Below are 15,241 nucleotides of genomic sequence, written 5' to 3'. Positions count from 1 at the left end.
AGCCTTAATATTTAAATACTTTTCCGCCTGCCATGATCTGCTGTTTTTTCGCATCGTAGGTTGCACGCATACCTGTCCTGTAAGCCGCATTTGCCATAGCACAGGCAACAGTGTGGCTGTGTCCTGCTTCTACCGGACAATTGGTTGCCATATTTCTTGCCCTCACACACTCCATCCAATTCCGCATATGGGCTGATGTGAGTGAATCACCGCCCGTGTTGGCCCCTGCTTCCACGGTAATACTGGGCAGGGTGAACTTCTCAAGCAGATTTTCCTTTAATCCCATGGAGGAAGCTTCGCGTTCACGCAATCCGCCTTCCGGAGTAATTTCATTGGTGTCGAGGTTTAACATCCCGCCATTCGAATAGTAAAGTTCCTTTGTCCCTCCCGCAGAATTACTGAAGCGGGACGAATAAACTACCTGAAAACCTTTTTCCTGATCATTTAGCGGCCCGTAATCGAATACGGAAGTCAATGTATCTGCATTGGTGCGCCCATCTTTCCACTGATAAATTCCTCCGTTGGAAACTACGCTGCGCGGGTATGGGAAGCCCGTGAACCAGTGTACAGTATCGATCTGGTGGCACATCCACTGTCCCGGTATGCCCGACGAATAGGGCCAGAACAGGCGGTATTCAAGATATTTGCGTGGATCCCATGCCACTTTGGGGCGGTTCATTAGAAACCGGTTCCAGTCCACATCACTCTCCCTGATAGATGCACACAACTCCGGCCTGCGCCAGCGCCCCGGTTGGTTCACATTCCAACACATTTCAGCCATCACGATATCTCCAAATTTCCTTGAGCGGATATAATCGTGTGCAGCGTGGTAGTTCGCTCCACTGCGGCGTTGTGATCCTATCTGTACCACAATGCCGCTTTCCTTACAGGCTCTTAACGCGGCGTTGGCGTCATCCATGGTTTCCGCGAACGGTTTTTCGCAATAGGCATCCTTGCCCGCCTTTGCTGCTTCCATGAGATGCAATGCATGCTGGAAATCGGCGGTACTGATAATAACCGCATCAATGTCGTTACGGTCATACAGTTCTTCATTGTTACGACATAAGGCAACATCCCATCCGGTTTTTTCCTTGATATAGGCCTTTCCCTCCTCGCGGCGGCGATTCCATATATCCGACAGCGCGACCAGTTCAAAATTCAATTCCCGGGCATGGTCCAGAAAACCGGGTAAAAGTGAACTTCGGAATCTGTCGGAAAAACCGATCACTCCCACACGAATCCTGTCATTTGCTCCGGGGATACGCGTATAACTCCTGGCACTCAGGTCAAAGCTGGTATCTCCAATGGCTACAGCAGCTATGCCGGCTGATACTTTTTTAATAAATTCTCTCCTATTTTCCATGACAAAAAGTAATTATGGTGTTTAACAGATAAATACCCGCAATTAGACAAAAGTAGATTAATTAATTAATTTTGCAAAAGCAAGTTTCATATGTAACGCATAAAACTAGAGTATTTCACAAAAAAATAAAAAAATACACCGTATCTTTAGCACGAATTAAAGAAATATTGACCCGATGAGATGGAAGGATTTTTTGCATTATCAGCGGAGGTCGAGGCTTGCGGTAATTCTATTGCTTATTCTTATCCTGCTGACTATGATTCTGAATGGAGTACTTCGCTACGGAAGAAGATCAGAGATGATGATCATGCAGAACGAAACATTGATCCAAGAGTTTGATTCTTTCCTACAAACGCTGAAAGAACGAGATCCGTCTCCTCAGGAGAGGGACCGTAATGAAGGGTTTGCCGGATATGCAACGGAAAGAAAAAAGGATATGGAGAAGACAATCTGTGAGGAAGATCGTGTGGCACGGTTTGCTTCTTTTCCCACAACAGAAAAATTAACCGAAGGAGAAACTATCAGACTCAATGAAACCGATACAACTCAGTGGAAAAAAGTTCCCGGTATTGGCAGCAGTTATGCATCCCGGATTGTAAAATACAGGGAACTGTTGGGCGGCTACATAAGAGCGGAACAACTTTTGGAAGTGTATGGCATGGACAATGAGCGTTACGGTCAGATTATTCCTTTTATAAAAACCGATACCATTGTAAGGAGACTGAAAGTAAATGAGTTGGAGTTTAAGGAGCTTCTTCAACATCCTTACCTGAATTATAATCAGGTGCAAGCCATTATCAGTCTGCGCAGACGAAAAGGGAACATCGTTTCCATTGGTGAACTGGCCATGCTCGATGAATTTACTTCTGACGATATTGACCGGTTAGAGCCCTATCTGGAATTTTAGAAGGAGTGAAGAAATGTGCCCGTGGCGGTTATTCAGCCGTCAGTGCGGCAATATTTTCCTTCAGCAACGTAATCTTGATTTCTGCATCGGCCTGTTTGCGACGTTCCGTTTCCACAATTTCGGGCTTTGCGTTCTGTACAAACCGCTCGTTGGATAGTTTTTTCAGCACCGACTGCAGGAAGCCCTCGGTATAAGTCAGTTCTGCTTTCAGTTTTTGCAGTTCTGCCTTCATATCCGTCACGCCGGCCAGCGGAACTGTATATTCGAGGGTACCGACCATAAATCCGGCAGCTCCGGCCTTCTTTTCAGACACAGGAGAGAAGGAGGAAAGGTTGCACATTTTCGTGATCACACTGCTGTATTTATCCCTGTCGCCACCCACAATCTGTAGTTCCAGTGCATCTTTTTGAGGAATGTTTTTTTCCAGCCGAATGGTACGTACCCCGGCAATGATTTGTTTCACCCGTTCCATTTCAGCCAGTAGCACACTGTTGACCTCTTTGGCTTGTGGCTGTAGAGCGGTCATGATACTGTCACCCGCTTTCCGGTTGTCCATTGCCTGCCAGAGTTCTTCGGTAATAAAAGGCATAAAAGGATGAATCAAACGGAGCAATGCATCGAAATAACCCAGCGTGACACCGTAGGTCTTACCGTCGATAGGCTGTTGATAAGCCGGCTTGATGATCTCGAGGTACCAGGAGGAGAATTCGTCCCAGAAGAGCTTGTAGAGCAGCATCAACGCTTCGGAGAGGCGGTATTTGGTAAACAGGTCATTGATCTCAAGAATTGTCTCGGAGAGTTTGCTGCCAAACCAGTCGATGGCTGTCTGTGCCGGCTCCGGCTGAGAAAGAGCGTCGTTCACCTCCCAGCCTCTGATGAGCCGGAAGGCATTCCATATCTTGTTGTTGAAATTACGCCCCTGTTCGCAAAGTGCTTCGTCGAAGAGGAGATCGTTCCCGGCAGCGGAGGAGAGCAACATCCCCATGCGTACGCCGTCGGCGCCATACTGATTCATCAGCTCAATGGGGTCGGGAGAGTTTCCCAATTGTTTCGACATTTTTCTGCCCAGTTTATCCCTGACGATACCCGTGAAATAGACATTATGAAAACAAGGCTCGTTACGGTATTCGTAACCCGACATGATCATGCGGGCTACCCAGAAGAAGATGATATCGGGACCCGTGACCAGGTCGCTGGTCGGGTAGTAGTAACCAATATCTTTGTTTTCGGGCCGGTTGATACCGTCAAAAACCGAGATAGGCCATAACCAGGAGGAGAACCAGGTGTCGAGTACATCTTCGTCCTGCTTTAAATCCTCGATCGTGATGTGATAACTTGCCTGCTTCTTTGCTTTTTCAAACGCTTCCTCTTTCGTCATGGCCACCACATATCCGCCCTGTGGCAGGAAGTAGGCCGGTATCTGATGTCCCCACCAGAGCTGACGGCTGATACACCAATCCTTGATATTCTCCATCCAGTGGCGGTAAGTATTTTTATATTTCTCCGGATAGAAGCGGATAGTATCATCTTCCACCGCCTTTGCAGCAGGTTTCGCCAGTTCCTCCATCTTCAGGAACCATTGCATGGAAAGCTTCGGCTCAATGGCTTCGTCGGTACGCTCCGAGAAGCCCACCTTGTTGGTGTAGGGTTCTATTTTCTCCATCAATCCGGCCGCCTCCAGGTCTTTTTCGATCTGTGTGCGCACGGCAAAACGGTCCATACCGGCGTACATAGCTCCATGCTCATTGAGTGTACCGTCGGGATTGAAAATATCGATGGAGGGGAGGTTATACTTTTCTCCCAGCATATAGTCGTTCACGTCGTGTGCAGGCGTCACCTTCAGGCAGCCGGTTCCAAACTCGGTGTCCACATAGTCATCCTCAATTACCGGGATCACGCGATTCACCAGGGGGACAATCACCTTTTTGCCTTTCAGATGCGCGTTCTTCGGGTCATTCGGGTTGATACACATGGCAGTATCGCCCATGATGGTCTCGGGGCGCGTGGTAGCCACCACGGCATAAGCACCTGTCGGATCGCCTTCTATCCTGTATCTGAGATAATAAAGCTTGCCGTTTACCTCCTTGTGGATGACCTCTTCGTCCGACAAGGCCGTGAGTGCTTTGGGATCCCAGTTGACCATGCGCACACCTCGGTAAATCAGTCCTTTGTCATACAGGTCGCAAAAAACCCGCAGTACGCTTTCGGAGCGTTCTTCGTCCATGGTGAAAGCAGTCCGTTCCCAATCACACGAAGCACCCAGTTTTTTCAACTGCTGCAGGATGATTCCCCCATGTTCGTGTGTCCAGTTCCAGGCATGTTTCAGAAACTCCTCCCGGCTAAGGTCGGTTTTCCTGATTCCATTGGTGGCCAGTTTATTGACCACCTTGGCTTCGGTAGCGATGGAAGCATGATCGGTACCAGGCACCCAGCAGGCATTTTTACCCTGCATGCGTGCACGCCGTACCAACACATCCTGAATGGTATTGTTAAGCATGTGCCCCATGTGCAGCACGCCCGTGACGTTCGGTGGCGGAATGACGATGGTGTAGGGTTCCCGGTCATCCGGTTCGGAGTGGAACAATTTGTTGTCCATCCAGTACGTATACCACTTCTCTTCTACCTCTGCAGGATTGTATTTGCTTGCAATCTCCATCTCTGATTAACTGGTTTTGTAAGATTCCAAAGGCGGAATCCTTTGTCGTTTGATTATTTATATAGAAAGTGCAAAAATACAAAAAATGCGCATCAATGCGCATCTTTTATTGTGGAACCTTTTTTGTAAAAATCATTCGTCGTAGAGCAGGTAAGGTTTTCGTTGTTGTTTGAACATTACCACATCGCAAAACCACTTCTCTTTAATTTTTTGGGCCGGTTTACCGGCGAGAATGTCTTGCCGGATATAATCCACACCGACCAGCTTTTCAAAGAAAGGGGTAAAGAATTTATTACCTATCCCCAGGTTTTGATAGGCATCAATCAGGTAGGAAAGGTCGAAGCCGTTTTGAACAATCTGTTCGTCAGGCAAAGCTCGCAGATCTACCCCGTAGCATTTTTGGTTGAGCAGCGGCGGGTTTTTCGCTCCCGGCATGCTTCGTGGAGTAAAGGAGAAGTCCGACCCGCGGTAACCGGGATGCCCATATACCTCAAAAGGGGAGGGGGTTCCTCTGCCCAGGCTCATCACCGTCCCCTCAAAGAGGCAGATGGAGGGATAGAGATAGACGGCGTGATTGTTGGGCAGGTTGGGAGAGGGCGCGATGGGCAGCTTGTAGCGGGTCCGGTGTGTATAGTTCTCGCAGGGGATTACTGTCAGATCACATTCCCTCTTTCCCGGCAGCCATTTCTCGCCATTAATCATCAGCGCCAGCTCACCCAGTGTCATGCCGTGCACTACCGGGATGGGCAGCCACCCCACACCCGACTTGTGCTTCATGTCGAGGATAGGGCCATCCACATACATGCCGTTGGGATTGGGACGGTCGAGCACGATCATTTTTTTGCCGTGTTCCGCACAGGCGTCCATCAGCCGTGCCATGCTGGCGTAGTAGGTATAGAAACGGAGGCCTACATCCTGCAGGTCGAACAGCAGGATGTCGAACGCCTTCATTTTGTCGGCAGCAGGTTTTCCGCTACCGCTACCGTAGAGCGACCAGATGGGAATGCCGGTCTTCTCATCCACCGAGCTGGATACATGTTCTCCTGCGTCGGCGGTGCCGCGGAACCCATGTTCGGGAGAGAAAATTCCCACTAAATTAATGTTATTCCAGATCAGCAAATCCACCAAATGCAAATCGCCAGCCATGCCGGTCTGGTTGGTCATCACCGCCACCCTTTTTCCTTTTAACAGGGGGAAATAAACATCGGTAAGCTCCGCTCCTGTCTTTACGGGTGCTTTATTTTCTGAAAAGACAAAAGCCGAAAAGAAAACGAATGACAATACCAATGCCAACGTTTTTTTTATCATGCTCTTATTCATCTGTGGTTTTTTTTGCGTATTTCTGTTGTGCGTGTAGATGATCGAACTCCGCTTCGAGCAGTAGCAACTCCTTTTTTATTTCTGTAAGCCTTGCTACCGCTTCAGCACGTTTTACCTCCTCATCCTTGCTAGATTTCAAAGTCTGTCGTGCCCCATCCAGGGTCATCCCCTTTTCTTTTACGAGATGGTACACAATCTCTACCTCCCGGATATCCTCCCGCGTATACTGGCGGGTACCACCTGCAGTCTTTTTGGGGTGGATATTCTCGAACTCTTTTTCCCAAAAACGCAGCAGTGAGACATTTACCGCGAAATGATCGGCTACTTCCTGGATGGAGTAGAAGAGTCGTTTTTCATCGAACAGGATTGGTTTTTTTCGTTTGCCCATAATTTTCGTTCTCCGTTTTCAGTAGTCAGCAATCAGTTTACAGTTTTCGGAATAATCGTTACCCCTGTTGTGGAATGGAATTCAGTTTTCAGCGTTGCGTGAACGTTCAACAATACTGCTTTCCGAAGGGAACGACAAGTTCTTTCGCCGGCAGCGTCAGGCGGCGAGTGCGAATTTACGTGAATTGTTTGTAAAATTCAATTTTTGGAAGACTGAAATTTTTGAGATAGTGTCTTATTGTATTTCCTGATTGGTACGAAAATCATAAAATGTTTTTCTGCCCAGGTCTGCCAGTGAGAGCTGGTAATTTATATAGGCCCTCAGATGTGATGTATAGGCATTGTTCAGGCGGTTTCTCTCCAGCGCTAAATTCTGACTGTCAATGTCACCATCGGAAAAACGTTTCCGCGTGATTTCGAAGCTTTTCTCAGCGACCAGTACATTTTTTTCCAATACCTGTAATCTTTTCAAGTTACTGTTAACGCTCGCTATAAGGTTCTTTACTTCGGTTTCTATTTCACGCTTCACCTCTTCCTTTCTGTAACTATATTGTTTTAATCTCGACTCGGAAGCTCTGACGAGTGCTCTATTCTCACCCCAGTCGAGCAGGGGAATAGTTATGGTTAATCCAATACCGTAACTTGCGTTCCTGTCAATCAGATTCTGATAAGAGTTTTTCAGGGAGTTGAAAAGTCCCACATCAGACTGTTGGTTTATCCCCGCCTTCTCAAAATATGCATCGATTCTTCCCTGTATCATTCCATTTGCCTTTTGCTGCTTTATACTCAGCTTTTGCAGTTCTATCTGTATCTCCTGTTCCCTCACTTCCAGCCTGTTTTTAAGTGCCAGTTCAACTGCTTTTTCAGGATCTATTACCACAATTTCATAGCTGAACTCGCTGTTTAATACAATACTATCATTCAAGTTCAGACCCAACAGCTCTTTAAATGAATTCTTTGCAGAGGTTTCATTCAATAAAGCAATATCATGGTTGTTCTGCGCTTCGGCAAGGTCAACCTCCATTTGCAAGGCATCTACTTCGCGTATGAGACCTGCAGCATATTTGTTCTGTGAAATTTCATATGCTTCCATCTGCCTCTCCAGGTCGAGCGATGTAATTTCCGAGCTTTTCTGCAACGACAGCAGATTGTAATAGGCACTGCTTACCTGGTACACAAGGTTCAGCTCCTCTCTTTTGAATTGCTTGCTGGAACGTTCATAGTCCAGTTCGGCCCTTTTCAGGGTCGATCTTATGCTGTTGTAGGCATAAAAAGAGCTAAGGGGCTGATTGAATCCAATACGTGATCTTAAACGGGAAGAACGAAATTTATTCTCAAGATTTTCACCACTCGACAATGAGTTCTGGATAAAAATATTCCCGTCGGTAGGCAATGGCTGATTGATGGTTAGTGTACTGGCATAGCCCAGTTCTTTAATGGGATAATAAAATGTTATTCCTGTTGTGTCTTTCCAGCTTTCTATCGTTTCTGTATATTGAGGTGAGGAGATCGTCATATCTATGTGCGTCTTCAATCTGCTTGTTGCCGATTTCAAATTGTATTCGGCTATTTTGAGATTTTCTGCCAGATTTAGCATTGTAAAGCTTTTTTTTCTGGCAATTTCAATACTTTCTTCCAGTGTGAGTGTATGTACCGACTGGCTTTGCAATAAAACAAAGTATGGGAATAGGAGTGTAATGGTAAAAAATAACTTTCTCATATTAATTTTGTGTTATTATTGCTGTTTGAAGGAGGATATTGTTGTTGGAAAATTAAAAAATAATTTTCTTGTCCGAATTTATATCATCTGAATGGATCGAGCCGTCTTTCAGGTAAATGTTCCGATGGGCGTAATTGGCGATTTCCTGCTCGTGGGTGATTAAAATAATTGTATTCCCTTCGGCGTGCAGTTCCTCAAATAACCGCATAATTTCTATTCCTGTTTTCGAATCGAGGGCGCCCGTCGGCTCATCGGCCAGCAAGATACCCGGAGTAGTCACTAGTGCCCGGGCAATGGCCACACGTTGTCTTTGGCCTCCGCTAAGTTCGGCGGGTTTATGGTTCACACGATCCGACAGCCCGACTCTGTCCAGCGCCTTCAATGCCCTTTCCTTGCGTTCCGCACCCGGCGTCCCTGCGTAAATCAGTGGGAGTTCCACGTTTTGAATGGCATTCAGTCGAGGCAATAGGTTGAAGTTCTGGAAGATAAATCCTATTTCCTTGTTTCGCATGATTGACAGGGCATCGTCGTCCAATGTGCTTACATCAACATCGTTAAAGTAATAATGACCGCTCGAGGCCGTATCCAGGCATCCCAGGATATTCATTAACGTTGACTTACCCGAACCCGACGGCCCCATAATGGCAACGTATTCGTTTTTCTCGATATTGAGGTTTATACCGTGAATAACAGGTATTTCGGTATCTCCCAACAAGTAATTCTTTTTTAACTCTTTTATCTCGATCAGCATATTTCTAACTTGTTTTTATTCGTATCGAATGGAGTCGACCGGTTTTAAATTGGCAGCGTTCTTTGCCGGTAAATAGCCGAAGCTTACTCCCACGATTACCGAAAAAGAGAAGGCTATAAAGACGGAATAGGGCTTTATAAAAGTGTTTATATCGGTAAACAGTGAGACTATGAGCGACAGGATAATGCCGGTGAGGACGCCGATGAGGCCGCCTGTGATGCTTATTGCCACCGATTCGGTAACAAACTGGCTCATTATATCTATTTTTCGGGCACCGACCGAGCGGCGGATGCCGATTTCCCGTGTCCGTTCCATCACGGTGGCCAGCATGATGTTCATGATGCCTATACCTCCCACCAAGAGTGATATGGCAGCAATAGCACCTAACAGGAAATTATAGATCTGGCGTTCTTTTTCCTCCTGTTTCAGTAATTCGTAAGGAATCACTATGCTGTAGTCGTCGTTATTGAAATGATGGCGGCGCAGGATTTCGTTGATAATTTTGGAGGCTTCCACCAGTTTGTCCGAATTTTTCAGTTGAACGGTTATTTGCTGGATTTCACTGGAGAGTACATTCTCGCGAGTGAACCGGTTAAGGAATAACGAGAGGGGTACGAACACATCCGTATTCAGGTCCCTGGCCGCCAATTCGCCCACGGTTTCCGTAAAAAGACTCTTCGATTCCAGTACGCCGATAACCTCCAGCCATTGATCGTCTATTTTTACCAGTTTACCTATCGGATCCTCTCCCTTAAAAAAGCCGGCAGCGACTCCCGCTCCCAGCACGCAGACTTTCAGGCGCTCGTTGTAATGTTTGTCGTTGATGAAATAACCGTTCCGTACCTTGTAATTCATCATGGCCTGAAAGTCGGGGGTGATGCCGATAATGGTGGATTTTACCGATTTATCGTTGTATCTCACCTCTGTGTTTTTTTCAGCCTGTGAGGCGATTCTTTCCACACCGGGTACGATTTCCCGGATCACCTGGGCATCCTGAATGGAAAGCCCTTGCGAGAACTTAGCCCTCACTTCTTCCAATTCTTCATCGGACAGTGTCTTCTCGCGAATGATGATGTTGTTTACACCCAGATCCTGATATTTGGCAATGGCTTCGCGCTTGGCACCTTCTCCGATCGATAGCATCGTAATCACGGATGCCACACCGAAGATGATCCCCAGCATAGTAAGGAAAGAACGGAACTTATGGTCCACCAATCCTTGAAGCGCCAAACGAATATTTTCACCGTACTGCATAATTTACGCTATAAAAATTCACAACTGACCGTCATCCCGGGTTTTAATCGTTCATCGGGTTTTACTATCTTCACTTCCACATCGAACACTTTCTGCCGGGATTTCTGGTCTTTCAGCCTGCAAAGTTTTCCGATATAGACAACCTCCCCTTCAAAAACAACTTTAGGCATGGCATCCAGCCTCACCGCAACTTTCTGGTTGAGAGCTACTTTTAAAAAGTCGGTTTCGTTCACCTGCGTATTCACTTTCATGAATTCCAGTTCGGGAACAATGGCCAGATTATTGCCGGCATATATGTTGTCTCCTATCTTGTAAATGTTCCTGTTGGAATTTTGCCAGTTTGTCGCAATCTGAAACACCCCCGATACGGGTGCACGTAATGTCAGCAGGGGAATCAGGCTGGTTGCATTCTCAACCTCTTTTTTTATTTGTTCAACTCTTATTTCCTGGATTTTCAATTCGCTGACGTGGATGGTTTTGTTCAGTTCGTAGATTCTTTTCTCTTTTTCGAGATTAATGACTGCCTGTTCATATTCGAGTTGTTTTATTTTTCGTAATCGTTCCGATTCGAACCGGGATGCTTCCCATTCAATTTTTTTCAAGTCGAATGCTGCAGACTCGTTTCTTATTTTCGATTCACTTTCCTGTTTTTTGTTCTCTTGTTCTACATAGAGTTTTTCCAGTATCGCCAGTTGTGTCTCAAGGTTACTCTCGCTTTCCAATATGTATCTGTTGATATCGGCCGGATCGAGTTGTGCTATGGAATCGCCTTTCTTTACAATTTCTCCGTGGTTCAGCAACCCCACAATTTTCATCTGGTACCATTGCCTTCCATATCGGCTGACAACGACCGAACGGGAGTTTACTGCCGCCAGTTCTCCGGTTTCCACAATAACAGTGCCGTCGGAAGATCTTCTCCCGCTCTCCGGTCCCGAACTTTTTTTGCATGAAAAAGGAAGTACCGTGACGAGAAAAAGAAAAAACAGGCTATAAAATTGTGATCTTTTCATCATATCTCTGCGTTTTCGGTTTTCTTCTCTTCCGTTTCTGTTGCAAAAGGATTTACGAGTGCAATCTCTTCACCTTCTTTTAATCCATTGACAACCACGATGTAGTCGCTATTGTTTATCCCGGTCTCTACTTCTGTTTTTTCGTAGCCGGCACCTTTCTTCTTGTAGACAAAACTTTTGTCTCCTTCTGTAAACAGGGCGTCCAGCGGAATGTAGAGCACATCTTCAACTTTGTCCATTATTATACGGCAGCTGACGGTGAGTCCGGGAAGCAAATTCTTATCGGACTCGTTTAGCAGTATCTCCACGGGGAACACCTTTATTTTTGATGACTCGTCTTTATTGACGGCTAGATTGGCAATCGAATTGACCGTTCCCGAAAAAACACTGTCGGAAAATGCATCGGGTTTAATTTCCACTTTAAGCCCTTTGCTGATTTTGGCGACGTCCACTTCATTTATTTTTACCGTAGCTTTCAGCGAGGACAAGTCGGGCAGCTGAATAATGGGAAACCCGCTCCAGCACTGGTCGCCAATCTGAAACTTATTGTTGCTGCTCCAGTTTTTAGATAAAATGGCGATACCCGACGAGGGGGTTACAACCGATAGCTTTTGAAGTGTTTCTTGCGCCTCGTCCAGTCTCGACTGGAATTGCATGATGGAGAGGTTTTTTTGCTTGATCTCTTCTTTCTGAATTTTTATGCGGTTTTCAATTTGCTCTCTGGCTCTTTCCAGCGCAATTTCTGCTTTATCGAGATTCAGCTGGATCTCTTTTTTCTTGATATCCGATTCATAGCCGGCAGACTCGAAGCGGATTTTCGATATCTCATGCGAAATGCGCGTAACTTCATAAGTCGCTCTCAGTTCCTCAAGCTCCGATTGCTGCTGTGCTTTCATCTTATCGAATTCGGCACGTGCAATTTCCAAGCTCGATTCGGCTTCCACAATACCTTTCAGAACTTCTGACGGATCAAATACGATTAGTGTGTCGCCAGCCTTCACTTCCTGTCCGTCTTTGACCAGCTCGGTGATTTTCAGGTTTCCGTATCGCCACGAAATTATCGGTGCTACAATATTGATTGACTTAATGGCTTCTATCTCACCTTCTTCATACAAGTCGATAAATAAAGTACCCTGGGTCACTTTTCCAACAGCTATTTGTTGGGTTTCCTTTTTTTTGCACGCTACAAAAGGCAGTGAACAAAAAACGATGAGGATGCAAATTTTTGAATAATTCTTCATTTTGTTGAAATGGCTTGAAATTATTTTATTTTTCCTTTCACCATCGATGGCGGCGGCTTTATTAACGCGATCACTTCTCCCGTCTTTAACCCGTCTGACACGATGGCCTCCTTTGAAGAAGAGAGTCCGGTTGTTATTGGGCGCATCTCGTATTTGTTTTTCTTCTTCACATACACAACTTTAAGGGAATCTTCTTCGTAAATAGCAATTTGTGGCACTACAATTGTATCGCGGACCTGTTTTATGAATACCCGGCAGTTCGCAGTGAAACCGGGTTCGGGAACTTGTAACGAACTGTCAACAGATGCTTCCACCTCAAAAAATTTTACTTTCGAATCTCTTTTATAGGGTTGCCCGACAGGTATTTTTTTTGTGATTTTTCCATAGGCAACGTTGCCGGGCATAGCATCGAAGCTGAAACTAACGGAATCATTCTCGTTTATCTGGCGAAAATCCACCTCCCCCGCCATCATTTTTACCTTCATTTCCGAAACTTCAGGCATGGTTATCAACGGCATATTGTTCCACACATTGTCGCCCACCTTCAGCTTTTCCCGGGTCATCCGTGAGTTTGATATGACCGCTAATCCTTTGCGTGGAGCACGTATGGTTAAGCCATCGAGGATTGTTTTTGCAGAGGTTAACCGGTTTGTTAATTGTTGAATGTTAAGTTCCAGTTTTCTTACTTCTGATTGATTGATGATCTTGAGTGCTTCGAGTTTTTTCTCGAATTTATTTTTCTCGACGATCGCCCTTTCAAGTTCTAACTCCTTGATTCGTTTTTGTGTTGGAGTGGCGAAATGTAATTGGAGGGAGTCTAATTGTGCAATTTCGGTATCTGCTTTGTTGTTTTTTACCTGTGCCTCAAGCAGGGCATATTGCATCTGTAAATCGGCTTTCACTTTACTTAATTCGGCCATTGCAGTTTCCAGTTGAATCGCTAAATTATCGTAAATGGTTTTGCGGTCATTGTCTTCGAGGATGCAGACAACATCTCCTTCATTGACATACGTTCCGTCATCTATAAGAAAGGTAATAATGGCGTCTACATTGCCCGGGCAGGATATTGTTGTGTAGCGTACAGGTTCGGCAACGCCGTCGATTACAAGGGTATTTTCAAAATTGGACGTTAATATAGGGTATGTTGAGATCTTTTCTTTATTGTTCGTGTTGCATGAACAGACCAAAAATAAAAAGATAGCTGTACATAAGGCTGCATATCTTTCCACGATAGTGTTTTATAGATTATAATCACAAATGTACGATCTTCTTTTTTTATTTACGAAAATTAAGTAGTTCGATTAGAGAGATTTATGATTTGTTCCGAAAAGTTTAAGTTTCTATAAAAATTGCTCTACAGTAGCAATCTGTGTCTAGAGCTATAACGATGAAAATTGAGATGTCCGTATTCAATTTCAAATTGAAAACCGAAGTGGCCGCATTAATTCTTTTTAACTATATAGATCAGGGAGCTTGATTCTTCCACGTTACGTAAAGAACAGAAATAACCGGCCATTCCCACCATAAATGCTCTTCCATATCGTACTAGCGTGTTGCTGTCCCTGTACTTTTCACTCAACAGGGATATGTAGAAGGCATCCAGAGGCATGGGCCGTATATCCATGATTTTCAGACGATGCTTATTGAGCATTTTTTCAATGGCGTTGGCGGAGAAATGCCAGAGATGCCGCGGTACATCGTAGGCAGCCCAGGAAGTCTGATAAAACCGTGCGTCGTAACCCTGATGGTTCGGCAGTGCCATCACGGCGATGCCATCGGGAGTGAGAATGTCACGAACCTTTTTTATGCTCTCATTCAGGTGTTCCAGATGTTCAAGCACATGCCAGAGTGTGACCACATTGAATGATCCGTCTGCAATATCAAAAAAACTTTTGTCGTCTTTGACATCCAATCCGAAACGGGTGATAGCATGCATTCTGGCCCGCTCATTTTTCTCGATGCCGGTAACGGTAAAACCTTTTTCCTTGGCAGTCTGCAGGAAGTATCCGGTTCCGCATCCTACATCCAGCAACCTGCCGGGTTCACCCCCTGCGTAGCAAGAAACCAGCTTGGCCTTCTCGGCCAGCATATATCTTCTTGTGAGGTGATAAAGCTTATTGGCTATTCCTTTGTCGCTATCCGAATGAGAGATGTAGTCCGGTGAGTCATAATATTTACCGATAAGATCCTCCGAAGGGAAATTATTGGTGAAGCGAAATCCGCAGCTTCTGCAATCACAGACCGGAAAAGATTCACCGCTTGAGAAGTGATCCACAACGTCAAAAACTTTTTTTAAATCCGGGCTGCCGCAAAGGGGACACTTTTCAATATTTATCGCCGACATATAATCTGATTTAACGTTTCAAAAGTACGACTATTCGGGGGAAAGACAAACTTTTTTCTTCTTATTATCATGCCCAGCCGATCCGGAGAGTTTCGTTTGGGTACACAAAGCAGAGCTGTCGTGGTTTTTATTCATACACTTGGGGATACGAAGTTTTTCCTGTACTTTTGCACTTTGTTTTGAATAAAAAATTGAGCGTAAAAGGTTGTAGAAAGATAAGCGTAAAAAGGGTATGCCTGCGGGATTGTTTTGTACCCTGTAACGTCTGCCCTCTACTATTTTACGTGT

Annotated in this window: 12 protein-coding genes; 1 reads left to right on the top strand and 11 read right to left on the bottom strand. The window is 45.4% G+C overall.

The annotated features are described in order from the left end of the window. Window positions 1-4: 4 nt before the first annotated feature. On the bottom strand, window positions 5-1,363 hold the full coding sequence (locus AC1HCU_RS13215; protein WP_480366672.1) for a Gfo/Idh/MocA family protein: 1,359 nt from the start codon (window positions 1,361-1,363) through the stop codon (window positions 5-7). Window positions 1,364-1,538: 175 nt separating this feature from the next. Here AC1HCU_RS13215 and AC1HCU_RS13210 point away from each other — a divergent pair, with 175 nt between their 5' ends. Next, entirely contained in the window at window positions 1,539-2,270 is a 732-nt protein-coding gene (locus AC1HCU_RS13210; protein WP_480366670.1) for a ComEA family DNA-binding protein, read from the top strand. Window positions 2,271-2,298: 28 nt separating this feature from the next. Here AC1HCU_RS13210 and AC1HCU_RS13205 read toward each other — a convergent pair whose 3' ends face one another. From AC1HCU_RS13205 to AC1HCU_RS13160, 10 genes are all read right to left on the bottom strand, one after another. Beyond that, window positions 2,299-4,926 (bottom strand): valine--tRNA ligase, encoded by a 2,628-nt coding sequence (locus AC1HCU_RS13205; protein ID WP_480366668.1) that lies wholly within the window; start codon window positions 4,924-4,926, stop codon window positions 2,299-2,301. 132 nt (window positions 4,927-5,058) lie between these two features. Then, on the bottom strand, window positions 5,059-6,231 hold the full coding sequence (locus AC1HCU_RS13200; RefSeq protein ID WP_480371208.1) for an exo-beta-N-acetylmuramidase NamZ family protein: 1,173 nt from the start codon (window positions 6,229-6,231) through the stop codon (window positions 5,059-5,061). 7 nt (window positions 6,232-6,238) lie between these two features. Beyond that, the gene (locus tag AC1HCU_RS13195) at window positions 6,239-6,634 is read right to left on the bottom strand and encodes a MerR family transcriptional regulator (protein ID WP_480366666.1); all 396 of its coding nucleotides are present in this window, start codon (window positions 6,632-6,634) and stop codon (window positions 6,239-6,241) included. A gap of 234 nt (window positions 6,635-6,868) precedes the next feature. Further along, the gene (locus tag AC1HCU_RS13190) at window positions 6,869-8,353 is read right to left on the bottom strand and encodes a TolC family protein (RefSeq protein WP_480366664.1); all 1,485 of its coding nucleotides are present in this window, start codon (window positions 8,351-8,353) and stop codon (window positions 6,869-6,871) included. A gap of 52 nt (window positions 8,354-8,405) precedes the next feature. After that, window positions 8,406-9,104 carry an ABC transporter ATP-binding protein gene (locus AC1HCU_RS13185; RefSeq protein WP_480366662.1) on the bottom strand — a complete coding sequence of 233 codons (699 nt, stop codon included), beginning with the start codon at window positions 9,102-9,104 and terminating at the stop codon, window positions 8,406-8,408. 15 nt (window positions 9,105-9,119) lie between these two features. Continuing rightward, a complete protein-coding gene (locus AC1HCU_RS13180) occupies window positions 9,120-10,358 on the bottom strand; it encodes an ABC transporter permease (protein WP_480366660.1) in 1,239 nt (412 codons plus the stop codon). Between the two features lie 8 nt (window positions 10,359-10,366). Next, entirely contained in the window at window positions 10,367-11,371 is a 1,005-nt protein-coding gene (locus AC1HCU_RS13175) for an HlyD family secretion protein (RefSeq protein ID WP_480366658.1), read from the bottom strand. Beyond that, window positions 11,368-12,609: an efflux RND transporter periplasmic adaptor subunit gene (locus AC1HCU_RS13170; RefSeq protein ID WP_480366656.1), complete on the bottom strand. Its 1,242-nt coding sequence runs from the start codon at window positions 12,607-12,609 to the stop codon at window positions 11,368-11,370. Before AC1HCU_RS13170 ends, AC1HCU_RS13175 begins: the two co-directional genes overlap by 4 nt. 20 nt (window positions 12,610-12,629) lie before the next feature. Then, on the bottom strand, window positions 12,630-13,838 hold the full coding sequence (locus AC1HCU_RS13165) for an efflux RND transporter periplasmic adaptor subunit (protein ID WP_480366654.1): 1,209 nt from the start codon (window positions 13,836-13,838) through the stop codon (window positions 12,630-12,632). A gap of 212 nt (window positions 13,839-14,050) precedes the next feature. After that, window positions 14,051-14,953 (bottom strand): class I SAM-dependent methyltransferase, encoded by a 903-nt coding sequence (locus AC1HCU_RS13160; protein WP_480366652.1) that lies wholly within the window; start codon window positions 14,951-14,953, stop codon window positions 14,051-14,053. Window positions 14,954-15,241 lie beyond the last annotated feature (288 nt).

The organism is Proteiniphilum sp. LBM24028 (assembly GCF_056629195.1).
This window is presented reverse-complemented; position numbering and strand designations above follow the sequence as displayed.